Origin of the sequence: Pseudomonas sp. s4, from assembly GCF_046764235.1 — a bacterium.
GTDB classification, from domain to species: Bacteria; Pseudomonadota; Gammaproteobacteria; order Pseudomonadales; family Pseudomonadaceae; genus Aquipseudomonas; species Aquipseudomonas asiatica.
The window spans coordinates 1,852,973-1,874,948 of the sequence record NZ_CP177209.1; the positions used below are offsets into that span (position 1 = coordinate 1,852,973).

22 protein-coding genes and 1 pseudogene are annotated in these 21,976 nt (G+C 63.4%); 16 read left to right on the plus strand and 7 right to left on the minus strand.

Annotation, left to right across the window (positions count from 1 at the left end; translation table 11 throughout):
• Nucleotides 1-87: 87 nt before the first annotated feature.
• Genes ACK56M_RS08655 through ACK56M_RS08665 form a run of 3 tightly spaced genes read right to left on the minus strand, consistent with a single transcriptional unit; the run spans nt 88 to nt 1,112 of the window.
• On the minus strand, nt 88-417 hold the full coding sequence (locus ACK56M_RS08655; RefSeq protein WP_013971682.1) for a hypothetical protein: 330 nt from the start codon (nt 415-417) through the stop codon (nt 88-90).
• Nucleotides 414-788, minus strand: a complete 375-nt coding sequence (locus tag ACK56M_RS08660; RefSeq protein ID WP_013971683.1) for a phage holin family protein — start codon at nt 786-788, stop codon at nt 414-416. Before ACK56M_RS08660 ends, ACK56M_RS08655 begins: the two co-directional genes overlap by 4 nt.
• A gap of 9 nt (nt 789-797) precedes the next feature.
• The gene (locus ACK56M_RS08665; protein ID WP_013971684.1) at nt 798-1,112 is read right to left on the minus strand and encodes a DUF883 family protein; all 315 of its coding nucleotides are present in this window, start codon (nt 1,110-1,112) and stop codon (nt 798-800) included.
• Nucleotides 1,113-1,425: 313 nt separating this feature from the next.
• Here ACK56M_RS08665 and ACK56M_RS08670 point away from each other — a divergent pair, with 313 nt between their 5' ends.
• The 5 genes from ACK56M_RS08670 to ACK56M_RS08690 all read left to right on the plus strand — a co-directional run bounded on the left by ACK56M_RS08670 (nt 1,426) and on the right by ACK56M_RS08690 (nt 4,795).
• Nucleotides 1,426-2,634 carry an ammonium transporter gene (locus ACK56M_RS08670; protein WP_015269506.1) on the plus strand — a complete coding sequence of 403 codons (1,209 nt, stop codon included), beginning with the start codon at nt 1,426-1,428 and terminating at the stop codon, nt 2,632-2,634.
• A gap of 71 nt (nt 2,635-2,705) precedes the next feature.
• Nucleotides 2,706-2,945, plus strand: a complete 240-nt coding sequence (locus tag ACK56M_RS08675; RefSeq protein ID WP_004376101.1) for a glutaredoxin family protein — start codon at nt 2,706-2,708, stop codon at nt 2,943-2,945.
• A 108-nt stretch (nt 2,946-3,053) separates the two neighbouring features.
• Entirely contained in the window at nt 3,054-3,485 is a 432-nt protein-coding gene (locus tag ACK56M_RS08680; RefSeq protein WP_015269507.1) for a D-Ala-D-Ala carboxypeptidase family metallohydrolase, read from the plus strand.
• A gap of 65 nt (nt 3,486-3,550) precedes the next feature.
• Nucleotides 3,551-3,859, plus strand: coding sequence for a hypothetical protein (locus ACK56M_RS08685; protein ID WP_015269508.1), 309 nt, complete (start codon nt 3,551-3,553; stop codon nt 3,857-3,859).
• A 51-nt stretch (nt 3,860-3,910) separates the two neighbouring features.
• Nucleotides 3,911-4,795, plus strand: a complete 885-nt coding sequence (locus tag ACK56M_RS08690) for a pseudouridine synthase (RefSeq protein WP_015269509.1) — start codon at nt 3,911-3,913, stop codon at nt 4,793-4,795.
• A 135-nt stretch (nt 4,796-4,930) separates the two neighbouring features.
• On the opposite strand, the gene ACK56M_RS08695 is transcribed toward ACK56M_RS08690, so the two are convergent.
• The 3 genes from ACK56M_RS08695 to acnA form a co-directional block, all read right to left on the minus strand.
• The gene (locus ACK56M_RS08695) at nt 4,931-6,496 is read right to left on the minus strand and encodes a methyl-accepting chemotaxis protein (protein ID WP_015269510.1); all 1,566 of its coding nucleotides are present in this window, start codon (nt 6,494-6,496) and stop codon (nt 4,931-4,933) included.
• Nucleotides 6,497-6,694: 198 nt separating this feature from the next.
• Nucleotides 6,695-7,471: a CPBP family intramembrane glutamic endopeptidase gene (locus tag ACK56M_RS08700; protein ID WP_054573499.1), complete on the minus strand. Its 777-nt coding sequence runs from the start codon at nt 7,469-7,471 to the stop codon at nt 6,695-6,697.
• 198 nt (nt 7,472-7,669) lie between these two features.
• Entirely contained in the window at nt 7,670-10,411 is a 2,742-nt protein-coding gene (gene acnA / locus ACK56M_RS08705) for an aconitate hydratase AcnA (protein WP_015269511.1), read from the minus strand.
• Nucleotides 10,412-10,627: 216 nt separating this feature from the next.
• Here acnA and rlmM point away from each other — a divergent pair, with 216 nt between their 5' ends.
• From rlmM to pdxB, 3 genes are all read left to right on the plus strand, one after another.
• On the plus strand, nt 10,628-11,689 hold the full coding sequence (rlmM, locus tag ACK56M_RS08710) for a 23S rRNA (cytidine(2498)-2'-O)-methyltransferase RlmM (protein WP_100413419.1): 1,062 nt from the start codon (nt 10,628-10,630) through the stop codon (nt 11,687-11,689).
• An 879-nt stretch (nt 11,690-12,568) separates the two neighbouring features.
• Nucleotides 12,569-12,811, plus strand: a complete 243-nt coding sequence (tusA, locus tag ACK56M_RS08715) for a sulfurtransferase TusA (RefSeq protein WP_003248727.1) — start codon at nt 12,569-12,571, stop codon at nt 12,809-12,811.
• A gap of 60 nt (nt 12,812-12,871) precedes the next feature.
• Nucleotides 12,872-14,014: a 4-phosphoerythronate dehydrogenase PdxB gene (pdxB, locus tag ACK56M_RS08720; RefSeq protein ID WP_015269513.1), complete on the plus strand. Its 1,143-nt coding sequence runs from the start codon at nt 12,872-12,874 to the stop codon at nt 14,012-14,014.
• 94 nt (nt 14,015-14,108) lie between these two features.
• Here pdxB and ACK56M_RS08725 read toward each other — a convergent pair whose 3' ends face one another.
• Nucleotides 14,109-14,282 carry a PA1571 family protein gene (locus ACK56M_RS08725; RefSeq protein WP_015269514.1) on the minus strand — a complete coding sequence of 58 codons (174 nt, stop codon included), beginning with the start codon at nt 14,280-14,282 and terminating at the stop codon, nt 14,109-14,111.
• Between the two features lie 212 nt (nt 14,283-14,494).
• Here ACK56M_RS08725 and ACK56M_RS08730 point away from each other — a divergent pair, with 212 nt between their 5' ends.
• From ACK56M_RS08730 to ACK56M_RS08765, 8 genes and pseudogenes are all read left to right on the plus strand, one after another.
• Nucleotides 14,495-16,258: an ABC transporter transmembrane domain-containing protein gene (locus ACK56M_RS08730; RefSeq protein ID WP_411959363.1), complete on the plus strand. Its 1,764-nt coding sequence runs from the start codon at nt 14,495-14,497 to the stop codon at nt 16,256-16,258.
• A 765-nt stretch (nt 16,259-17,023) separates the two neighbouring features.
• Nucleotides 17,024-17,134: pseudogene (locus ACK56M_RS08735) on the plus strand (hypothetical protein); the annotation flags it as partial.
• Nucleotides 17,135-17,362: 228 nt separating this feature from the next.
• Entirely contained in the window at nt 17,363-18,067 is a 705-nt protein-coding gene (locus ACK56M_RS08740; RefSeq protein WP_371053073.1) for a methyl-accepting chemotaxis protein, read from the plus strand.
• Between the two features lie 313 nt (nt 18,068-18,380).
• Nucleotides 18,381-19,955: a malate dehydrogenase (quinone) gene (mqo, locus tag ACK56M_RS08745; protein WP_100413506.1), complete on the plus strand. Its 1,575-nt coding sequence runs from the start codon at nt 18,381-18,383 to the stop codon at nt 19,953-19,955.
• Between the two features lie 436 nt (nt 19,956-20,391).
• Nucleotides 20,392-20,601, plus strand: a complete 210-nt coding sequence (locus tag ACK56M_RS08750; protein WP_217190927.1) for a hypothetical protein — start codon at nt 20,392-20,394, stop codon at nt 20,599-20,601.
• Complete coding sequence (locus tag ACK56M_RS08755; protein ID WP_217190928.1) at nt 20,598-21,227, plus strand: Fic family protein; 630 nt, start codon at nt 20,598-20,600, stop codon at nt 21,225-21,227. The genes ACK56M_RS08750 and ACK56M_RS08755 overlap by 4 nt, the downstream gene beginning before the upstream one ends.
• 120 nt (nt 21,228-21,347) lie before the next feature.
• Nucleotides 21,348-21,686: a hypothetical protein gene (locus ACK56M_RS08760; protein WP_217190929.1), complete on the plus strand. Its 339-nt coding sequence runs from the start codon at nt 21,348-21,350 to the stop codon at nt 21,684-21,686.
• A 112-nt stretch (nt 21,687-21,798) separates the two neighbouring features.
• The gene (locus ACK56M_RS08765) at nt 21,799-21,951 is read left to right on the plus strand and encodes a hypothetical protein (RefSeq protein WP_217190930.1); all 153 of its coding nucleotides are present in this window, start codon (nt 21,799-21,801) and stop codon (nt 21,949-21,951) included.
• Nucleotides 21,952-21,976: the final 25 nt, after the last annotated feature.

Sequence of the window (21,976 nt, forward strand, 5' to 3'; positions counted from 1 at the left end):
GCGAAGAGGTCCGTTTGATCGATACAAATTCCTTGCCGCTCCCGGCCTCTTCGCAGCACAAGGCTGCTCCTACAAGGATTGCGATGGTCAGGGGCGGCGGCTGCCTTGCAGGTACAGGCGCAGCAACGGCAGCAGGCTGGTGCCCAGGCGCAACAGCCGCGCCAGGTTGCCGCTGCGCACGCCCTTGCCGGTGAGGAAGCCCAGCGCCACCACGGCGCCAATCCCCCACAGCGGCGCATGCTTGATGCCCAGCCCGTCGTGCAGTGAGCTGCCCATGCCGCGCACGCGGCGCAGTGGCTCAAGCAACTGCGCGGACTCGTGGCGGATTTCCTGGCGGTGCATTTCCATGCGCAGGCGCAGCAGCGCCTTGCGCAGTTCCCGCGGGTTACGGGTGTTTGGCAGTTCTGGCAGGCTCATGGCAACAGGCGCTCCCGGTCCTTGGCAAGTTCCTCAAGGGTGGCGCCGAAGGGCGACGACTCGTCGAACACCGCGGCCTTCAGGCGCAAGCCGCAATACAGCGCGGCTATGCCGTAGAACACGCACAGGCCGATGATGCCGGCCAGGCGATAGCTATCCCACAGCAGCACCAGCAACAGCCCGGACAACGCCGTCAGCAGAAGCAGGGCGAACACCAGGGCGAGGCCGGCGAACAGCAGCAGGCTCAAGGTGCGGCCCTTCTGCTCCTGCAATTCGATGCCGAACAGTTCGATGTGGCTGTGCAGCAGCCCCAGGGCAGCCGCCCCCAGGCGTTTGCCCGAGGCGCTGGCGCCGTTGGCGTCGTTCTCCATGGAAACCCCTCAGCGCCGGTTGGCCAGCAGGCCGATCAACAGGCCGACACCAGCGGCAATGCCGATCGCCTGCCACGGTTTTTCCTGCACGTACTGTTCGGCACTGCTCAATGCTGCCTGGCCGCGTTCCCGCACCGAGTCCTGGGTCAGTTGCAGGGTTTCGCGGGCCTGGGTCAGGCGGTCGTGGATCTGTTCACGCAACTCGTCAGCCTGGTCGCCTGCCAGGTTGGCAGTGTCGGCCAGCAGCTTCTCGGTGTCGCGGACCAGTGCCTGGAAGTCAGCCATCAATATCTCTTGTGCAGTCTTTGCCGATTTGCTGGCCATGGGTATCTCCCTGTCGATGAGTGTTGGTAGTTCGAGTAATAGCACGCGCGGAAGGTTCAAGTACCGGCGCTGGTATGGGCCTTGCTAAGGCTTTGCCACGTTGCGGGGCGCCCTGGTCGGGTATTGCGCCGATTCAGGGCGTCAGCGCAGCGGATACCGATAAACCTTAACTCAATCCACGACAAACCCAAGAAAAAACCAAGCAGGCTCCGCCCGGTTCACCGAAACGGGGCAGGGAGCTGGCACCGATTCGGTGCAGGGATGCAGGTTCTTGAACTGTCCTGGTGCCTTTTTCAGCAGGTCTGCCTATTTCATGGAAAACATGCACAGCGCGATGGACTCTCTGGTCCACGGTTCAAACACCCTGTTCATTCTCATGGGCGCCATCCTGGTGCTGGCCATGCATGCCGGCTTCGCGTTTCTCGAAGTGGGCACTGTACGCCACAAGAACCAGGTCAACGCCTTGTCGAAGATTCTCAGCGACTTCGCTATTTCGGCATTGGTGTACTTCTTCATCGGCTACTGGATCGCCTACGGGGTCAGCTTCTTCCAGCCGGCGGCAGCGTTGGCGGCCGACCATGGCTATGCGCTGGTCAAGTGCTTCTTCCTGCTGACCTTCGCTGCGGCGATCCCGGCAATCATCTCCGGGGGCATCGCAGAGCGGGCGCGATTTGTGCCGCAGCTGTGTGCCACGGCATTGATCGTAGCGTTCATCTACCCGTTCTTCGAGGGCGTGGTGTGGAACGGCAACCTGGGCGTCCAGGCCTGGTTGCAGGCACGCTTCGGCGCGCCGTTCCATGATTTTGCCGGCTCGGTGGTGGTGCATGCCATGGGCGGCTGGCTGGCGCTGGCGGCGGTGTTGCTGCTGGGCGCGCGCCGTGGGCGCTACCGCGATGGCCGGTTGGTGGCGTTTGCCCCGTCGAGCATTCCCTTTTTGGCATTGGGGTCGTGGATCCTGATCATCGGCTGGTTCGGCTTCAACGTCATGAGTGCCCAGACCCTGCAAGGTGTCAGCGGCCTGGTGGCGATCAACTCGCTGATGGCCATGGTCGGTGGCACCCTGTCGGCCTTGCTGGCCGGGCGTAACGACCCGGGCTTCCTGCATAACGGGCCGCTGGCCGGGCTGGTGGCGGTTTGTGCCGGTTCCGACCTGATGCACCCGATTGGTGCGCTGGCCACCGGCCTGGTGGCGGGGGCGCTGTTCGTCTGGACCTTCACCGCGGCGCAGAACCGCTGGAAGATCGACGATGTGCTGGGTGTGTGGCCGTTGCATGGCCTGTGCGGCGTATGGGGTGGCATGGCCTGCGGCATCTTCGGCCAGGAGGTGCTGGGTGGCATGGGCGGTGTCAGCCTGGTCAGCCAATTGCTGGGCAGCCTGATGGGCGTGGTGGTGGCATTGGCCGGCGGTTTTGCCGTGTATGGTGCAATCCGCGCGCTGCATGGGCTGCGCTTGAGCCATGAGCAGGAGTTCCAGGGCGCGGACCTGTCGCTACACCGTATCGGCGCCACCAGCCAGGATTGAGCCAGGTCAGGTGCACTGTGGGCAGGACGGACCTAGAATAGGTTTCTCTCTGCCAAAGCGGACTTGCCCCCATGCTGCCTGAATGCCAACTGTTCGGCACCCTCGGCTGCCACCTGTGTGAAGTGGCCGAGGCCGTGCTGATGCCCTTCGTCGATCATGGCCTGCTGGTGGAACTGGTCGACATTGCCGAGAACGAAACTCTGTTCGAACGCTATGGCCTGATCATTCCGGTGCTGCGCCGTTGTGACAACGGCGCCGAGCTGCACTGGCCGTTCGATGCCGAACAGGTGGTGGCGTTTCTCGCGCAGTAATTGCGCAAGGGGAGGTCTGTCCCTGCTCCATGGGGTGTGCAGCGTTGTGATGATCCGCTGCCGGCACGTTGAGGCCGGCATCCTTCACCGGTCATCAGGAATCCAGCCATGCGCATTACCCCCCATTTCACCCTCGATGAAATGACTGTTTCGCAGCTCGCCGCCAGGGAAGGGCTCGACAACAATCCTCCAGCCGAGGCGCGTGCCAACCTGCAGTTGCTGTGCAATGCACTGGAGCAGGTGCGCGCGCTGTTCGGCGCACCGGTCATCGTCAGCAGTGGCTATCGCAGCCCCGCAGTCAACCAGCGTATTGGCGGGACGCTGACGAGCAAGCATCTGCAGGGGCTGGCGGCTGATTTCACGGTGATTGAAGTGACCCCGCGCGAGGTTGTGCGACGGATCAGCGAAAGCACCATCCCCTTCGACCAGCTGATCCTCGAATTCGATGACTGGGTGCACCTGGCCGTGTCGCGCGGCGTCCCTCGGCGCCAGGTGTTGACCATCCGTAAAGGCACCGGCTATCTGCCGGGCCTGCAATGAAGCGCATTGACGGCGGCAAGGGGATATTCGTATGCTGTATATAAATACAGTGTCGAGGTGAAGCCATGCTCAATGTCGAGCAACTCAAGTACAGCGTCAACCGCATGCCTGTCGAGCGGGTGGCCGACGCTGTTCTGGAACTGCGCCTCGAAGGCCTGGTGACCGACGACCGCACGCCGTTCGGCAAGGTCCACTTCAATACCTGCTTCGCCGAGATCGAGGCCCTGTTCCAGCGTGCCGGCTATCACCGCGGGCTGGATGTGGTGGGGTATCAGGGGTTGCTGTATGCCCTCTACGACCCTGGGCGCTGGGAGCCGGTGCAGGTGTTGCGCTGGCTGAGGGATCGCTGCGAGGCCATTGCCCAGGCTGGTTGAGGGCGCGGGCTTGGGGGATAATGCGCGGCCGTGAACGTTTCGAGCCCTGCCATGACCACGCCTTTCGACCCCGCCCGCCAGCAAGCCAGCACGGTGTGCCTGCCCCCCGGTAACTGGGCGACGGTGCTCGACTGCCTGTGTGACCATTTCAAGGCCATCGACCGCGCCCAGTGGCTCGATCGTTTTGCCCGTGGCCGGGTGCTTGATGCCGAAGGGCGGGCGGTTTCCGCCGAACTGCCTTACAAGCGCGGTATGCGATTGCACTACTTCCGTGAGGTGCCGAACGAGCGGCCGATCCCGGTGCAGGAGGCCATACTGCATGTGGATGAGCACCTGGTGGTAGCCGACAAGCCGCATTTCCTGCCTGTGACGCCGACTGGTGAATACGTCGAACAGACCTTGCTGCGCCGCCTGATCCGCCGCCTGGGCAACCCGCATCTGGTGCCGTTGCACCGTATCGACCGGCATACCGCCGGGCTTGTGCTGTTTTCCGCCAACCCGCAGAGCCGCAGTGCCTACCAGCGGCTGTTCCCCGAACGACGCATCGACAAGCGCTACCAGGCAATTGCGGCGGCCATGCCGCAGCACGATTTCCCGCTGGTGCACAAAAGTCGCCTGGTACATGGCGAGCCGTTTTTCCGCATGCACGAGGTAGAGGGGGAGGCCAACAGCGAAACCCTGGCCGAAGTGCTGGAGAAGAATGGCGAGCTCTGGCGTTATGGGCTGTCGCCGGTAACTGGCAAGACCCATCAGTTGCGCGTGCACATGGCGGCGCTGGGGGCGGGGATCTGCAATGACCCGTTCTATCCGCAGCTTCTCAACGACGAGGACGACTACCAGCGGCCGCTGAAGTTGCTGGCGCAGAGCCTGCGCTTTGCAGACCCGCTGAGCGGGGAAGAACGCTACTTCGAGAGCTGTTTGCAGCTGGATTGGTAGTCTGGACGGGGTCGTTGTAGGAGCGGCCTTGTGTCGCGATGGGCCGCGAAGCGGCCCCGGCATTTTTTGCATCACCGCTGAACTCCAGGGGCCGCTTCGCGGCCCATCGCGACACAAGGCCGCTCCTACAGGGCCCTAGCGGTTGAACCGCTCCACCAGCGAGTACTGGGTACCCGCCGTACTGGTCAGCTCTTCGCTGAGCAGCGCCGAGTGCTGGGCCTGTTCGGCAGTCTGGTCGGCCAGGTCGGCGATGGTGCTGATGTTGCGGCTGATCTCGTCAGCCACTGCAGTCTGCTCTTCGGTCGCTGCAGCAATCTGGGTGGCCATGTCGGTGATGTTGGCCACCGCTTCACTGATACCCACCAGCGCCTCGTCGGCCTGCATCACACGGTCGACGCCTTCCTGCGCCTGGCGATGGCCGGTTTCCATGGTCAGTACGGCATTGCTGGCGGTTTGTTGCAGCTTGGCGATCAGGCCGTGGATCTGCCCGGTGGATTCGGCAGTGCGCTGGGCCAGCTGGCGCACTTCGTCGGCCACCACGGCAAAGCCTCGGCCCATTTCACCGGCACGTGCCGCTTCGATCGCCGCGTTCAGCGCCAGCAGGTTAGTCTGGTCGGCGATGCCCTTGATCACATCGACCACGCCACCAATCTCGTCGCTGTCCTTGGCCAGTTGCGTCACCGTCTGGCCGGTTTCGCCCACCGCCGCCGACAGGCGCTCGATGGCCTCGCGGGTTTCACCGGCAATCTGACGGCCCTGGCTGGTCAGGCGGTTGGCTTCCTGGGTGGCATCGGCGGTGCGCTGCACGTGGTTGGCCACTTCCTGGGTGGTGGCGGCCATCTGGTTGACCGCAGCGGCAACCTGCTCGGTCTCCACTCGCTGGCGCTCCAGGCCCGAAGAGCTCTTGTGCGCAAGCGCGTCAGACTGGCGCGCCTGTTCGCTGAGGTGTTCGGCGCTGTCCTGCAGGCGGGTCAGGCAGGTTTTCATGCGCGCGTCCTGGCTGAGCATGGCCATTTCCAGGCGCGCCTGCACGCCCCGGCTGTCGGTGTACATCTGCGCGATCAGCGGGTCGGAGGTGGTTTGCTCGGCCAGGCGCAGCAGGCGCTTGAGGCCACGTTGCTGCCAGCTCAGGCCCAGCAGGCCCAGCGGTACGGAAAGCCCGGCAGCCAGGGCGAAGCCCCAGGAATGGCCCAGCCAGTTGCCGATCAGGAAGCCCACCTGGCTGATCAGGATGAACGGCAACCAGTCCTGCAGCACCGGCAGCCACTTGTCCCGGCGTGGTACCGGCGGCTTGCCCTGGTTGATGCGCTGGTACAGCGCCTCGGCGCGGCGGACCTGCTCGGCGGTAGGCTTGACCCGCACCGACTCGAAGCCGACTACCTGGTTGTTGTCGAAGATCGGCGTGACATAGGCGTTGACCCAGTAGTGGTCGCCGGACTTGCAGCGGTTCTTGACGATACCCATCCACGGCTGGCCCTGCTTGAGGGTTTGCCACATGTGGGCAAACACCGCTGGCGGTACGTCGGGGTGGCGCACCAGGTTGTGCGGCGCACCGGTTAGTTCTTCGCGGGTGAAACCACTGATCTCGATGAAGGCATCGTTGCAGTAAGTGATCACACCTTTGGCATTGGTGGTGGAGATCAACCGCTGCTGGGCAGGGAAAGTCCGTTCTCTCTGGGTAATCGGCTGGTTGTTACGCATGGGTTGATAGTCCGCAGGGCTTTCGACTGGTATCGGCAAGCCGCTGGTTTTATTGAATGAATAATTAATGTGCTTGACCTGTGGCAACTGGCCATCAGTCGATCTGGGTTAGCCAACGAGCACGTTCAAGCAATTTAGCGTCATTATTTCGTTTTTACTGCTGTTTCATGACGGATAAGTCGAATGATGACCGAATGGCTAGCCAAGAGCCAGCATCGGATAGCTGAACAGGGTGAAATGCACCAGGTTCAGGCCAAAATGGCAGAGCACCGCCGCCGCCACGCCGCCCCAGCGGTACGCCAGGCCGTAGCCGATACCGGCAAGGGTGGCCAGGTACATCCATTGCCAGCCGGCCCCCAGGTGTGCCAGGCCGAACAGCAAGGCGGCGGCGAACAATGCCAGCCCTTGGTGGCGCAGCAGCCGTTGCAGGCCGGCCTGGATGTAACCGCGGAACAACAGTTCTTCGGTCAGGCTTACCAGCAGCAGGTTGTTCAGCAGCCATAGCCAGGCCTGGTCGGGCCATTTCGGGGCCCAGCCCAGCATGCCCATTGCCCAGGCGCCTCCCAGGCAGGCAAGCAGGGTCAGGGGCAGGGCGTACAGCAGGCTGGTCGCCAGGCCCTGGCTACGCCACAGGAACAACCAAGGGCAGGCCAGCAGCAGCCAGGCGCCGATCAGCGGTTTGTCCAGGTTCAGGTACATCGTGAAGGGCAGGGCGCCAGGGCTGAGGACAACGCCGTCGATGACCTTGGCAGCGTTGAAGCCGGGCAGCCAGTGCAATGCCAGGGCGATGGCCAGTAGGATGAACAACGTGTGGCCGAGGGCTTGTTGCCAGCGCTGGGGGCGGCGAGCGAGCAGGGCGCTGGCAAGCAGGGCGAGAAAGGTGGGCAAGGTGGTGATGCCGAGGTTGCCGTGGCTCAGGGCGAGGGTGTAGCCGAGCGCCAGCAGAAGCAGGGTGAACAGGTTGGAACGGGGCACGAGTAGTCCTTCTCGGGTAAGCAGAAACGGGCCGCTACGCGTCGCTTGTAGGAGCGGCCTTGTGTCGCGATGGGCCGCATGGCGGCCCCAGATTTCAGCTCCGCCGCCGCTATCGAGCGGGGCCGCTGCGCGCCCCATCGCGACACAAGGCCGCTCCTACAGGCGATGGGCTGCACAGCAGCCCCAAGCATACGCGCCTCAACCAGCAATCAGCTGGCGCAACACATAATGCAATATCCCCCCTGCCTTGAAGTATTCCACTTCATTCACAGTATCGATCCGGCACAGCACCTCGATCTGCTCGTGCTGCCCATCCTCGCGGGTGATGCGCAAGGGCAAGCTCATGCCCGGGCGGATCTGTGTACCGTTCAAGCCCAGCACATCGATCTTCTCCTTGCCGGTCAGCCCTAGCTGCTTGCGGTTGTGCCCGGCCTTGAATTGCAGCGGCAGTACGCCCATGCCTACCAGGTTGGAGCGGTGAATGCGCTCGAAGCTTTCCGCCAGTACCGCTTTGACCCCCAGCAGGTTGGTACCTTTGGCGGCCCAGTCGCGGCTCGAGCCGGTGCCGTATTCCTGGCCGGCGATCACCACCAGCGGCGTGCCTTCCTGCTGGTAGCGCATCGCCGCGTCGTAGATCGACAGCTTCTCGCCACTGGGCACGTGCAGGGTGTTGCCACCTTCTTCGCCCGCCAGCATTTCGTTGCGGATGCGGATGTTGGCGAAGGTGCCGCGCATCATCACTTCATGGTTGCCACGCCGTGAGCCGTAGGAGTTGAAGTCGTGGGGCTCCACGCCCTGCTCACGCAGGTAGCGCCCGGCCGGGCTGTCGGCCTTGATGTTGCCAGCTGGGGAAATGTGGTCGGTGGTCACCGAGTCACCCAGTAGTGCCAGGATCCGCGCACCCTGGATGTCGGTGACCTGCGGGGGTGGCCCGCCGATGTCGTCGAAGAACGGCGGATGCTGGATATAGGTAGAATCGGCCTGCCAAACGTAGGTGGCCGCCTGCGGTACCTCGATGGCCTGCCACTGTGCATCGCCGGCGAACACTTCGGCGTATTCCTTGTGGAACATCGCCGTGTCTACCTTGGCCACGGCAGCGGCAATTTCCTGCTGGCTGGGCCAGATGTCGCGCAGGTACACCGGTTGGCCATCCTTGCCAGTGCCCAGAGGGTCGCGGGTCAGGTCCAGGCGTACGCTGCCGGCCAGGGCATAGGCCACCACCAGTGGCGGCGAGGCCAGCCAGTTGGTCTTGACCAGCGGATGCACACGGCCTTCGAAGTTGCGGTTACCCGACAACACAGAAGCCACCGTGAGGTCGGCGCTGCCGATGGCTTTTTCGATCGCTTCATCCAGCGGGCCGGAGTTGCCGATGCAGGTTGTGCAGCCATAGCCGACCAGGTCGAACCCCAATTGGTCCAGATAGGTGGTGAGCCCGGCGGCCTTGAAGTAGTCGGTGACCACCTTGGAGCCCGGCGCCAGCGAACTCTTGACCCAGGGTTTGCGTTGCAGGCCTTTCTCCAGGGCCTTTTTCGCCACCAGCCCGGCGGCCATCATCACACTGGGGTTCGAGGTGTTGGTACACGAGGTGATCGCGGCAATCACCACGGCGCCATCGCGCAGGGTGTGGGTCTGGCCTTGATGGCTGTAGTCGATCTCCCCGGCCTGGTCGGCATTGCCCACCGCCACGCCGCCGCCACCTTCGCTTTCCAGGCGGCTGACCTCTTTGGCCAGCGGTTTGGGTTGCAGTTCGATGAAGTGGTCGAAGGCCTGGCTGACCTGGCCCAGGGCTACCCGGTCCTGCGGCCGCTTGGGCCCGGCCAGGCTGGCCTCGACCTCTTGCATGTCCAGCGCCAGGCTGTCGCTGAACAGTGGCTCCTGGCCCGGCTGCCGCCACAAGCCCTGGGCTTTGCAGTACTGCTCGACCAGTTGCACGGTCGCCTCGGGGCGGCCGGACAGGCGCAGGTAGTCCAAGGTCACCTGGTCGACCGGGAAGAAGCCGCAGGTGGCGCCGTATTCCGGGGCCATGTTGGCGATGGTCGCACGGTCGGCCAAGGGCAGCTCGGCCAGGCCATCACCATAGAACTCGACGAACTTGCCCACCACGCCCTTCTTGCGCAGCATCTGGGTCACCGTCAGCACCAGGTCGGTGGCGGTGATGCCTTCGCGCAGCTTGCCGGTCAGCTTGAAGCCGATCACTTCAGGGATCAGCATCGACACCGGCTGGCCGAGCATGGCCGCCTCCGCTTCGATCCCGCCCACGCCCCAGCCGAGCACGCCGAGGCCGTTGATCATGGTGGTATGCGAATCGGTACCGACCAGGGTGTCGGGGAAGGCGTAGGTGCGGCCATCGGCCTCACGGGTCCAGACGGTGCGACCGAGGTATTCGAGGTTGACCTGGTGGCAAATACCAGTGCCCGGCGGTACCACGCGGAAGTTGTCGAAGGCGCTCTGGCCCCAGCGCAGGAAGGCATAGCGCTCGCCGTTGCGCTGCATTTCGATGTCGACGTTCTCGCTGAAGGCCTGCGGCGTGCCGTAGCGGTCGACCATCACCGAATGGTCGATCACCAGGTCCACGGGTGAAAGTGGGTTGATCCTCTGCGGGTCGCCGCCGGCCTTGGCCATGGCAGCGCGCATGGCGGCCAGGTCGACCACGGCCGGCACACCGGTGAAGTCCTGCATCAGCACCCGCGCCGGGCGGTACTGGATCTCGCGGTCGGAGCGTCGCTCGCCCAGCCATTGGGCGAGGGCGCGCAGGTCGTCGCCGGTGACGGTCTTGCCGTCCTCCCAGCGCAGCAGGTTTTCCAGCAGTACCTTCAGCGACATGGGCAGGCGCTGCAGGTCGCCCAGTTGGCGGGCGGCCTCGGTGAGGCTGAAGTAGTGGTAGGTCTGGTCGCCGACCTTGAGGGATTTGAGGGTATTCAGGCTATCGAGCGAGGGCATTGCCAACTCCTTCTGCGCCGGTGCCTGGCAAGATCTGCCGGTGGCACCGCTGTGTATCGATCCGCACGGCACGGACCTGGCTGAAAGGTCAGGTTAGACCGCTTTGCGCCACCTGACCCTTTTCTGGACCGGCGGGGCGTGTCGCAGGTTCCGATCTTCCTTTATCATCGCCGCCCTGCCGGCGCCTGTGGCGCGCCAGCCGTAGTGGAGTGAGAGATGAATACCCTGTTCATGCATTGCCGGCCCGGTTTCGAGGGTGAGGTGTGCGCCGAAATCAGCGAACATGCCGCCCGCCTGGGCGTTGCCGGCTATGCCAAAGGCAAGCCGCAGAGTGCCAGTGCCGAGTTTGTCTGTAGCGAGGAGGGCGGTGCCGAGCGCTTGATGGGGGAACTGCGCTTCAACCAGCTGATTTTCCCGCGGCAGTGGGCTCGTGGCGGTTATGTCGAACTGCCGGAAAGCGACCGCATCAGTGTGCTGCTGGCGCATCTGGCCGGGTTCCCGGTGTTCGGCAGCCTGTGGCTGGAGGTACTGGACAGTAACGAAGGCAAGGAACTGTCCACCTTCTGCCGCAAGTTCGAGGTGCCGCTGCGCAAGGCCCTGGAAAAGGCTGGCCGCCTGGTCGACGACGCCAGCCGCCCACGCCTGCTGCTCACCTTCATCAGCGGCCGCCGGGTATTTGCCGGTGTTGCTCTGGCCAGCAACAGTGCACTGTGGCCCATGGGCATCCCGCGTCTGAAGTTCCCCCGCGAGGCGCCCAGCCGCTCGACCCTCAAGCTGGAAGAGGCCTGGCATCAGTTCATCCCGCGCGAGCAGTGGGAGCAGCGCCTGGGCGATGACATGACCGGTGTCGACCTGGGAGCCTCGCCGGGTGGCTGGACCTACCAGCTGGTGCGCCGGGGCATGCTGGTGACCGCCATCGACAACGGGCCGATGGCCGAAAGCCTGATGGACACCGGGTTGGTTCAGCACCTGATGGCCGATGGTTTCACCTGGCAACCGAAGCAGCCGGTGGACTGGATGGTGTGCGACATCGTCGAGAAACCGGCCCGTACCACCTCGCTGATCGAGACCTGGCTGGGCGAGGGGCTGTGCCGTGAAGCTGTGGTCAACCTGAAGCTGCCGATGAAGCAGCGCTATGCCGAGGTACGCCGGCTGCTCGACCGCATGGAGGCGACCTTCAAGGCGCGCAAGATCAAGGTGTCGATTGCTTGCAAGCAGCTGTATCACGACCGCGAGGAAGTGACCTGCCATCTGCGCCGGTTGGACTTGAAGCGCTAGCACAGCGAACCGCTTTGCTCTTGCTTCGGCTTTTGCTTCTAAGCGCGCGATAGTTCAGGCGCCGCCGATTGCGACTTCAGGAGGCCGAGCGAAGGGACTGCGGAGGGAGGTGACGGGCATGGATGCCCGTCAAGCGCTGAGGCCCCATGGATGGGGCCTGCAGCGCGTACTCCCGGGAGCAGGCCCGTAGCGAGGGAACCCCGGAGCGCAGCGTAGGGGCCGGATGATAGGAGCCAGCGTTTTTTGGTTACTTTTTGTCGCGTTTGACAAAAAGTGACCCGCCGTAAGGGCGGAAAGGTGAATAAGCGCCACCTTCGAAAATGAATGTTGACCTTGTTGTTGATGCCCACGCTTGAAAGCGAAGAGCGAAGAGCGAAGAGCGAAGAGCGAAGAGCGGAAAAGTACTGGTCTTGATCTCGCGCATAGTCCATTTACGATGGCGACGCTTACTCACCTTTTCGCCCTTACGGCGAGTCACTTTTTGTCAAACGCGACAAAAAGTAACCAAAAAACGCTGCGCTCCCATCATCCGGCCCCTCCGCTACGCTACGGGGTTCCCTCGCGCCGGTCTTGCTCCCGGGAGTACGCGCTGCAGGCCCCATCCATGGGGCCTCAGCGCTTGACGGGCATCCATGCCCGTCACCTCCCTCCGCAAAACCTCTGCTCGGCCTCCTGAAGTCGCGAAGATCAAGATCAAGATCAAGATCAAGATCAAGATCAAGATCAAGATCAAGAGCAAGAGCAAGAGCAAGAGCAAGAGCAAGAGCAAGAGCAAGAGCAAGATCAAGATCAAGAGCAAGCTCAGGGCTTGTCTTCACAGGCGGTGCTTGGACCACGGCGCGCGATGCGCGACAATAGCGATCATTTGCGGAGTCCCCCATGACCGATTTCACCCCTGACGCCATCCTCGACGCCACCGGCCTGAACTGCCCGGAACCGGTAATGATGCTGCACCAGCACGTGCGCAACCTGGCCGCTGGCGGCCTGCTCAAGGTCATCGCCACCGACCCCTCGACCCGCCGCGACATCCCCAAGTTCTGCAACTTCCTCGGCCACGAACTGCTGCAGCAGCAGGAAGACGCCGGTACCTTCCTGTACTGGATCCGCAAGAAAGCCGACTGAACCGCTCTGGAACACGCCCGGCGTTGCGCCTACACTGCGTTCCCCAGACAGGAGAGCGCCATGCTGATAGTTGCCGACGAGAACATCCCGCTGCTCGATGCATTCTTCCAGGGTTTCGGCGAAATCCGCCGTTACCCCGGCCGAAGCCTCGATGCCGCCAGCGTAAGGGACGCCGACATTCTACTGGTGCGCTCGGTGACCAAGGTCGACCGACAGTTGCTCGAAGGCAGCCGCGTGCGCTTCGTCGGCACCTGCACCATCGGCACCGACCACCTCGACCTGAACTACTTTGCCGAAGCCGGCATCCACTGGAGCAGCGCACCGGGCTGCAATGCCCGCGGCGTGGTCGATTATGTGCTGGGCAGCCTGCTGACCCTGGCCGAGCTGGATGGCGTGGCACTGCCCGAGCGCGTGTATGGCGTGGTGGGCGCGGGTGAGGTGGGTGGCCGCCTGGTGCGGGTGCTGCACGGCCTGGGCTGGAAGGTACTGGTATGCGACCCGCTGCGCCAGGCCGCCGAGGGCGGTGACTACGTCAGCCTCGAGACCATCCTGCAACAGTGCGATGTGATCAGCCTGCACACCCCCTTGCAGCGTGGCGGCGACCACCCGACCTGGCACCTGCTGGGCCAGGCGCAGCTGGCACAGTTGCGCCCGGGTGCCTGGCTGGTTAACGCCAGCCGTGGCCCGGTAGTGGACAACGCCGCCCTGCGCGAATTGCTGCTGGACCGCGAAGACCTGCATGCGGTGCTGGATGTGTGGGAGGGTGAGCCGCAGGTCGACCTGCAACTGGCCGACCTGTGCACATTGGCTTCGCCGCACATTGCCGGCTACAGCCTCGACGGCCGCCAGCGTGGTACGGCGCAGATCTACCAGGCGCTGTGCCGCTTCCTCGGTGTGGATGAACAGGTGCAACTGGCCGACCTGCTGCCCCGGCCGCCGCTGGCGCAGATCGAGCTGGATGCCAGCGCCGACCCGGCCTGGGCCTTGGCCACCCTGTGCCGCGCGGTTTACGACCCACGCCGCGACGATGCCGATTTCCGCCGCAGCCTCAGCGACGACCCGCAGCAGCAGCGTGCAGCGTTCGACCAGTTGCGCAAGCAGTACCCGCCACGGCGCGAGATCGAGGGGCTGGCGGTGCGCTTGCGCGGGGAGTCGCCGCAGTTGGCGCAGCTGGTCAGTGCCTTGGGTGGGGTGTTGGTCTGACAGCCATTTGAACGCTGTGCCGGCCTCTTCGCGGGTACAGGATTCAGGCAAATAAAAACCCGGCGCAAGCGCCGGGTTGCAAGGAATTCGCCGATCAACCTTTGCGTACGCGCTCGACCCGGCTTTCTTCCAGGGCCTTGCAGGCCTGCTGGATCATCTGCTCGGTGATCGGTACTTCGCGCCCCTTCGCATCGATGATCGAACCGCACACCTGCGACGGTGGTGTGGTCCGGGGCTTCTGGTTGTCGCTGCCATGTTGCAAGCTCATGTATTGTCTCCTCATCAGGTTCAAGCGCAGGTTAACCCTGTGCCGTGACTGGCCTGTGACAGTACCTGCAGTGTCACGGCAGGCACAGTCCAACAGAAACGTCAGTAAAGCTCCATAGCCTGGTTAGACCGATAGGCTATAGCAACCCTGAAAGGGTTCCACAGGCGTGGATGAGTGGTAGGCTGCGGTTTCCCGCCAATGTGGTCAGCGCCATGCCCGAATCGGTTTCCCCGCGTCAACGCCGAGCCTTGCGCCTGGGTTGGCAGTTTGTCCGTCCGTACCGTCGCCAGGTGCTGCTGGCCTTGCTGGCCCTGGTAGTCACCGCCGCCATCACCCTGTCCATGGGCCAGGGCATCCGCCTGCTGGTGGACCAGGGCTTCATGACCCGCTCCGCGCATCAGCTCAACCAGAACATCGGCCTGTTCCTGCTGCTGGTGTTGGCCCTGGCGGTGGGTACCTTCAGCCGCTTCTACCTGGTGTCGTGGATCGGCGAGCGCTGCGTGGCCGATATCCGTCGGGCCGTGTTCGACCACCTGATCGGCCTGCATCCCGGGTTTTTCGAAGACAACCGCAGCTCCGAGATCCAGTCGCGGCTGACCGCCGACACCACCTTGCTGCAATCGGTAATCGGCTCTTCGCTGTCGATGTTCCTGCGCAACGCGCTGATGGTCATCGGTGGCGTGGTGTTGCTGTTCATCACCAACCCCAAGCTCACCAGCATCGTGGTGGTGGCCCTGCCGCTGGTGCTGGCGCCGATCCTGCTGTTTGGCCGCCGGGTACGCAGCCTGTCGCGGCAGAGCCAGGACCGGGTGGCCGATGTGGGCAGCTATGTGGCCGAGACCCTCGGGCAGATCAAGACCGTGCAGGCCTACAACCACCAGGCGCATGACCGCCAGCTGTTCGCCGGCACGGTCGAAGCGGCGTTTGCCGTGGCCCGGCAGAGGATTGCCCAGCGCGCCTGGCTTATCACCCTGGTGATCGTGCTGGTTCTGGGAGCGGTGGGGGTGATGTTGTGGGTTGGCGGCATGGACGTGATCGCCGGACGTATTTCCGCGGGCGAACTGGCCGCCTTCGTGTTCTACAGCCTGATCGTAGGCAGCGCTTTCGGCACCCTCAGCGAGGTGATCGGCGAGTTGCAAAGGGCGGCGGGCGCCGCCGAGCGCATTGCCGAACTGTTGGCGGCGCGCAGTGTAATCCTGCCGCCCGCCGTGGCGCAGGTGCTGCCGCAGCAGCGGGCCAGTGGGCGTATCGAACTGCAGCAGTTGGTGTTCGCCTACCCGTCACGGCCCTCGGTGGCGGCTGTCGATGGCCTGAGCCTGACCATCGAGCCGGGGCAGACCGTGGCGCTGGTGGGCCCGTCGGGGGCGGGCAAGTCGACCTTGTTCGATTTGTTGCTGCGCTTCTACGACCCCCAGCAGGGGCGCATCCTGCTCGATGGCCGGGCGATCACCGAACTCGACCCCGATCACCTGCGCCAGCAGTTCGCCCTGGTGGCACAGAACCCCTCGCTGTTTCGCGGCACGGTCGAGGCCAACATCCGCTATGGCCGGCCCGAGGCGACCCTGGCCGAGGTCGAGGCAGCCGCCCGGGGTGCCCATGCCGACGCATTCATCCGGCAATTGCCGCAGGGCTACCAGACACCGCTGGGCGAGGGCGGCATCGGCCTGTCCGGCGGGCAGCGGCAGCGCCTGGCCATTGCCCGTGCGTTGCTGGTCGATGCGCCGATCCTGTTGCTGGACGAAGCCACCAGCGCACTCGACGCACAAAGCGAACACCTGATCCAGCAGGCGCTGCCCAGCCTGATGGCCGGGCGCACCACACTGGTGATCGCCCATCGTCTGGCTACGGTCCAGCATGCCGACCGTATCGCGGTCATCGACAAGGGCCGGCTGGTGGCGGTGGGGACGCATCGCCAGTTGATCGAAGAGAGCCCGCTGTATGCGCGGCTGGCGGCCTTGCAGTTCACCACGGGGTAGCTTGTAGTGGCGTTGTAACATTTCTGTAGTATTTGCCTGAGAGTATCTAGCTCAACTGTTGCGTAAGTGCTCGACCTGGCTGCCATTGCTTGATGGCAGCCTTTTTTTGGCCTGCCCGCAACCGGGCTGCGTTGCGCCTTGTTGCCAGCTTGCGCGGCCCTCCGGTCTTCCTCCTGCTTTCCGAGATCCAAGATGTTGCGTAAATCCCTCAGAGTGCAAATTCTCTCCCTGCTCGGCGGCAGTCTGGTGGCGATGTTGCTGATCGCCCTGGTGTGCTTCCAGTTCCTTTCGTCCAGCGTGCGCGGCTATGCCGAGTTGGTCGATGGGCCGCTGCGGGCCTCGCAATTGATCGACGAAGCCAACCTGCAGTTCAAGATCCAGGTGCAGGAGTGGAAGAACGTGTTGTTGCGCGGGCGTCAGCCGGCTGACATGGACAAGTACTGGCAGCAGTTCCAGGCTCGCGAGCAGCAGGTGCAGCAACTGCTCGGGCAATTGATCGACAGCAGCGACGCCAGGCTCAAGGCGCCGCTGCAGCAACTGCGTGACAGCCACCGGCAGTTGGGCCAGGCCTATGCGCAGGGTCGCCAGGCATTCCTGGCGGCGGGCGGCGACCCGGTGGCCGGCGATCTGGCGGTCAAGGGCGTGGACCGCGCCGTCAGCGAGCAGATGAGCGAACTGGTCGAGCAACTGCGTGCCGAAGCTCGTCAGCACGCCGCCAGGCTGAGTGCCGGTGCCGAGCGCACGGTATGGCTGGGCCTGCTGGTGATGCTGGCCTCGGCCGTGTCGGTGGGGCTGCTCAGCCTGTGGCTGGTCAACCGCAGCCTGATCGAGCCGATCCGCCAGTTGATCGAGTATGTCGCGCAGCTGAGCCAGGGCCGCTTTGCCGCCCGGGTAGACAGCCGCCGTGAGGACGAACTGGGCCGTCTGGCGCGGGCCGCCAACACCCTGCGCGATTTCCTCGCCGACACGGTCGGCCGGCTGCAGGACAACGCCCAGGAACTGGAAGGGGCCAGCGGCCAGCTGCGCAGCATCGCCGGCGACATGGCCCGTGGTACCCACGACCAGTTCCAGCGCACCGACCAGGTGGCCACGGCCATGCACGAGATGTCCGCCACCGCCCAGGAAGTCGCCCGCCACGCCGCCGAGGCCGCCCGCGCGGCGGACGATGCCGATCACAGTGCCCAGGCGGGCGAGCAGGTGATGCAGCAGACCATCGACATCATCGGCGCGGTCAACCGCGAAATTGCCGGCACGGCGGCGGTGATTCGCGACCTTGAGCATGACAGCGCGCGCATTGGCAAAGTCCTTGAAGTGATCCGCGGCATTGCCGAGCAGACCAACCTGCTGGCGCTCAACGCGGCCATCGAAGCGGCCCGTGCTGGCGAGGCCGGGCGAGGTTTTGCGGTCGTCGCCGATGAAGTGCGCAGCCTGGCCCAGCGCACGGCGGCGTCGATCGCCGAGATCCACCAGATCATCGAGGCGGTGCAGTCGGGGGCGGTGGAGGCGGTCAAGGCCATCGAAAGCGGCCAGCAGCGCAGCGAGGAGGGTGCCGAGCAGGTGCAGCAGGCCGGGCAGATGCTGCAGCGCATCACCCTGGCAGTGGAAGCGATCCGCGACATGAACCGGCAGATCGCCACGGCGGCCGAAGAGCAGACCAGCGTGGCCGAGGACATCTCCTGCAACCTGATCGAAATCACCCGCATCGCCACGGCCAACCAGCAGGCGGTGCAGCATACCGAACAGGCGGGGCAGCGCCTGCATGGGTTGTCGGGGCAGCTGGGTGAAGTCACCTCCCGCCTCAGCGCCTGACGCCCTGTCATGCCTGACGCGGTCCCTGTAGGAGCGGCCTTGTGTCGCGATGGGCCGCAAGGCGGCCCCAATGTCTCGGCAACAGTGCTGATATCGCAGGGGGCTGCTTTGCAGCCCATCGCGACACAAGGCCGCTCCTACAAGGGCAGCGCAAGGCGGGGAAATCCGCCATTTCATTGCAGTGCATCCGGCCCCCCTGGCGGATTGTCGCCATGCTCCCCGTCGCCCGCCCCCTGTATTCACTGCTCCAGACCCAGTTGGCACGTTCCCTGCTCAAGGCGGCGCGCGTGTACACAACAACTGGATAACATCAATGAAGAAATTCCTGCTGACGTTCCTCTGCCTGGGCGTCATCGGCTGCTCCAAACCCGCGGAACCGGAAAAGACCGTCGACGTGCTGCTGATCGGCGGTGGCATCATGAGTGCCAGCCTGGGTACCTACCTCACCGAGCTGGAGCCCTCCTGGAAGATCGACGTCTACGAGCGCCTGGACCAGGTGGCCGAAGAAAGCTCCAATGCCTGGAACAACGCCGGCACCGGTCACTCCGCGTTCTGCGAGTTGAACTACACCAGTGTGGGCAAGGACGGCAATATCGATATCAGCAAGGCCGTGGGGGTCAACGAGCAGTTCGAGGTGTCCAAGCAGTTCTGGGCCTACCAGGTCGAGCAGGGCGTGCTGAGCAACCCGAAGTCGTTCATCAACAACGTGCCGCACATGAGTTTTGTCTGGGGTGACGACAACGTCGCCTTCCTGCACAAGCGCGTCGACGCCCTGCAGCACAGCTCGCTGTTCCGCGGCATGGAAATCTCCGAAGACCACGAGCAGATCCGCAAGTGGGCGCCGCTGGTGATGGAGGGCCGTGACCCGGGGCAGAAGGTCGCCGCCACGCGCATGGCCATCGGTACCGACGTGAACTTTGGCGAAATCACCCGCCAGTTGTTCGCCGCGATGACCCGCAACCCCAATGTGTCGCTGAACCTGCGTCATGAGGTGCGTGACATCGTGCGCAACGACGACGGCACCTGGCATGTGCGGGTGGTCGATCTGGCCAACGGCGGCGGGGAAAAGGCCGTCAACGCCCGCTTCGTGTTCATCGGTGCCGGTGGTGGCGCGCTGAAGCTGCTGCAGAAGTCGGGCATTCCTGAAGCCGAAGGCTACGCCGGCTTCCCGGTCGGTGGTCAGTTCCTGATGACCGACAACCCCGACCTGGTCGCCCGCCACCAGGCCAAGCTGTACGGCAAGGCCTCGGTTGGCGCGCCGCCGATGTCGGTACCGCACCTGGACACGCGGATGATCGATGGCAAGCAGGTGCTGCTGTTCGGCCCGTTCGCCACCTTCTCCACCAAGTACCTCAAGCACGGCTCGCTGCTGGACATGTTCGCCTCGCTGAACAGCCACAACGTGCTGCCGATGGTCAATGCCGGTATCGACAACATCGACCTCAGCACCTACCTGATGGGGCAGCTGATGCTCAGTTTCGATGACCGCATGAACGCGCTGCGCGAGTACTTCCCCAACGCCAAGAACGAAGACTGGAAGTTGCTGCAGGCCGGCCAGCGGGTGCAGGTGATCAAGAAGGACCCGGTCCTGGGCGGTGTGCTGCAGTTCGGAACTGAAGTGGTGGCGGCGCAGGACGGCAGCATCGCTGCGTTGCTGGGAGCTTCGCCGGGTGCCTCGACAGCGGCTCCGATCATGCTGACCGTGCTGGAAAAGACCTTCAAGGACCGTATCCAGTCGCCAGCCTGGCAGGCCAGGCTCAAGGAAATCGTACCGAGCTATGGGCAAAAGCTGAACAACAACCTGGCGCTGACCAACCAGACCCGGGCATGGAGCAGCGAGCGCCTGCAGTTGCTGTATGTGCCGGTGGAGGCCGAGCAAGCGTTATGACCGGTTGACGCAGCCCTTTGTAGGAGCGGCCTTGTGTCGCGAGAGGGCTGCGAAGCAGCCCCGGCGATATCAGCGATGCCGGAATCTGGGGCCGCTTTGCAGCCCATCGCGGCACAAGGCCGCTCCAGGGGGGGCGCGCTGGGGCGGGGCACTTTTCAATGCACAACAAAAAGCCCGCACTAGGCGGGCTTTTTGACGAGGATTTGGTCGGAGAGACATCGGCCGAACTATGTCCTACAAGCCCCGTACCTACTGACTTCGCTTAATGTGGCGCCTAGCATTTACCACGCTTTTTACCACTGGTCGGATACTGCCTGGGCTGGGCTAACTCGACCTTGGTCACTGTGGCGCCTGCTGATGCTACAATCAGTGGCACTGACTGGCTCATACCGTCATTGACGGGGCCAAAACAGCCACCAGCGAGGAGGAGATCAACATGGCTAGGAATTTCCTGGATTTGAAGACAAATCCAGAGCTGTTGTCTGCGCTCCGAGGGGCCGCGCAACACAAACAGACTGCTGCCGAGATGCTGGAACAGCGAGTGTCGTTCGTCTATGGGTCGGTGGACGCGCAGAACGGCGTAACGCGCGAGCAGATTCGCAAGCTGATCTTGGAGCAGGAAGGTGTCGAAGGGGCGAAACGTTGATCCTCTTCGAATTGTGCGGTAACACCGAGCATAATCCAGTCTATCAAGAACTGGAAGTATCCAATGGTAATCGGCAGTATGACTTCTTAAAGTCCATAGTGGGCGCTGCATTGGCTACGCAGCGCCCTTTCTTGTCGACCCACATCATCAAAGCATTGAACTTTCATGCGATCACTTGCCTGCATACCAATGCTGGCGAGTACCGTCCCTGTCCCGTCTACGTAGGCACCCACCAGCCCCCAGACCACTATCGTGTTGAGGCGCTCATGGATGATCTTGTGAACATGGTGAACAGGAACTGGGAGGTAACGGATGATGTGACGCTAACTGCATATGTGCTCTGGCGACTAAACCACATTCACCCGTTCATCAATGGCAACGGCCGGACTGCCAGGGCCGCTTGCTATTTCGTACTGTGCCTGAAATCAGGTGGCTGGCTACCGGGAACTACCATCCTCCCGGAGCTAATCCGTCGCGACCGACAGGACTACGTTGATGCACTGCAGCTCGTGGATGCGTCCTGGGCTCAAGGGGCGTTGGACCTAGGTCCGCTGCATCAGGTGCTATCTAAGCTCATCACCGAGCAACTCAGTACGCAACAACCCCTCGCTGGCCAGCAACCTTAACCTTCATACCTTTTCCTGGCACAGAATAGCCCCGCGTCGCCTTCCGATCTGATGCGACGCAGTGGTATGGTTCGGCTCCTACTGCTGAGGCAGGTGCTTCGGGTTTTCATGGAGATTCACATGAGCGTTGAGCAGCAAGTGTTAGAAGTTCTTATCAAAAATGGCAGCTTGGATGACGAGGACCAAAAGGTCCGAGGTATCGCCCAGCTGGCGGTAGACAAGGGTTACGAGCAATTGTCTGCCCTCCAACAAAAGGTGGTACAGCCTTTCCTGTCTCGCCCGTGCGACGGCGTAGAAAATCCGGGCGGATACCATAATGAGTGTGCAGTCACGCTTGAAGGAAAGGCTTTGGTTGAAGCCTTGAACAATGAGGCTTACTACGACGCCGCGCTGTGCGAAGACTGCGTTAACGAAGCCGAGCAATATGCCAGCGAATGGGCACGTATTCAGGCTGAGTAACGAGCTGTACCGGTCCAGCAGCAGCTGGCACCGATGCTAAACTGAAATTCGCGCCGATTTCCCATTTGCAGGGGCGCTTTCGAAATACCTGCTAAGTGTGGAGTGCCCCGCCATGCGCACCATTATCCCCATTCCCCTTCCCGACGACCAAGAGCCTAACCTTTTCGACCTGCCGCCCGGCCCTGCGCCTGAGCAGTTGGACCTGTTCGCAAAGGAAGAGCTAAAGGAGGTCGCACCGACGATGGACAGCCAAACGGAAAATTAGGTAGCTTTCGCTATTCCTCGCGACA

Excerpts from the sequence above, each read along its gene's own strand:
- ACK56M_RS08655 (WP_013971682.1), bottom strand. The coding sequence starts at position 417 with ATGAGCCTGCCAGAACTGCCAAACACCCGTAACCCGCGGGAACTGCGC.
- ACK56M_RS08660 (WP_013971683.1), bottom strand. The coding sequence starts at position 788 with ATGGAGAACGACGCCAACGGCGCCAGCGCCTCGGGCAAACGCCTGGGG.
- ACK56M_RS08665 (WP_013971684.1), bottom strand. The coding sequence starts at position 1,112 with ATGGCCAGCAAATCGGCAAAGACTGCACAAGAGATATTGATGGCTGAC.
- ACK56M_RS08670 (WP_015269506.1), top strand. The coding sequence starts at position 1,426 with ATGGAAAACATGCACAGCGCGATGGACTCTCTGGTCCACGGTTCAAAC.
- ACK56M_RS08675 (WP_004376101.1), top strand. The coding sequence starts at position 2,706 with ATGCTGCCTGAATGCCAACTGTTCGGCACCCTCGGCTGCCACCTGTGT.
- ACK56M_RS08680 (WP_015269507.1), top strand. The coding sequence starts at position 3,054 with ATGCGCATTACCCCCCATTTCACCCTCGATGAAATGACTGTTTCGCAG.
- ACK56M_RS08685 (WP_015269508.1), top strand. The coding sequence starts at position 3,551 with ATGCTCAATGTCGAGCAACTCAAGTACAGCGTCAACCGCATGCCTGTC.
- ACK56M_RS08690 (WP_015269509.1), top strand. The coding sequence starts at position 3,911 with ATGACCACGCCTTTCGACCCCGCCCGCCAGCAAGCCAGCACGGTGTGC.
- ACK56M_RS08695 (WP_015269510.1), bottom strand. The coding sequence starts at position 6,496 with ATGCGTAACAACCAGCCGATTACCCAGAGAGAACGGACTTTCCCTGCC.
- acnA (WP_015269511.1), bottom strand. The coding sequence starts at position 10,411 with ATGCCCTCGCTCGATAGCCTGAATACCCTCAAATCCCTCAAGGTCGGC.
- rlmM (WP_100413419.1), top strand. The coding sequence starts at position 10,628 with ATGAATACCCTGTTCATGCATTGCCGGCCCGGTTTCGAGGGTGAGGTG.
- tusA (WP_003248727.1), top strand. The coding sequence starts at position 12,569 with ATGACCGATTTCACCCCTGACGCCATCCTCGACGCCACCGGCCTGAAC.
- pdxB (WP_015269513.1), top strand. The coding sequence starts at position 12,872 with ATGCTGATAGTTGCCGACGAGAACATCCCGCTGCTCGATGCATTCTTC.
- ACK56M_RS08725 (WP_015269514.1), bottom strand. The coding sequence starts at position 14,282 with ATGAGCTTGCAACATGGCAGCGACAACCAGAAGCCCCGGACCACACCA.
- ACK56M_RS08730 (WP_411959363.1), top strand. The coding sequence starts at position 14,495 with ATGCCCGAATCGGTTTCCCCGCGTCAACGCCGAGCCTTGCGCCTGGGT.
- ACK56M_RS08740 (WP_371053073.1), top strand. The coding sequence starts at position 17,363 with ATGTCCGCCACCGCCCAGGAAGTCGCCCGCCACGCCGCCGAGGCCGCC.
- mqo (WP_100413506.1), top strand. The coding sequence starts at position 18,381 with ATGAAGAAATTCCTGCTGACGTTCCTCTGCCTGGGCGTCATCGGCTGC.
- ACK56M_RS08750 (WP_217190927.1), top strand. The coding sequence starts at position 20,392 with ATGGCTAGGAATTTCCTGGATTTGAAGACAAATCCAGAGCTGTTGTCT.
- ACK56M_RS08760 (WP_217190929.1), top strand. The coding sequence starts at position 21,348 with ATGAGCGTTGAGCAGCAAGTGTTAGAAGTTCTTATCAAAAATGGCAGC.
- ACK56M_RS08765 (WP_217190930.1), top strand. The coding sequence starts at position 21,799 with ATGCGCACCATTATCCCCATTCCCCTTCCCGACGACCAAGAGCCTAAC.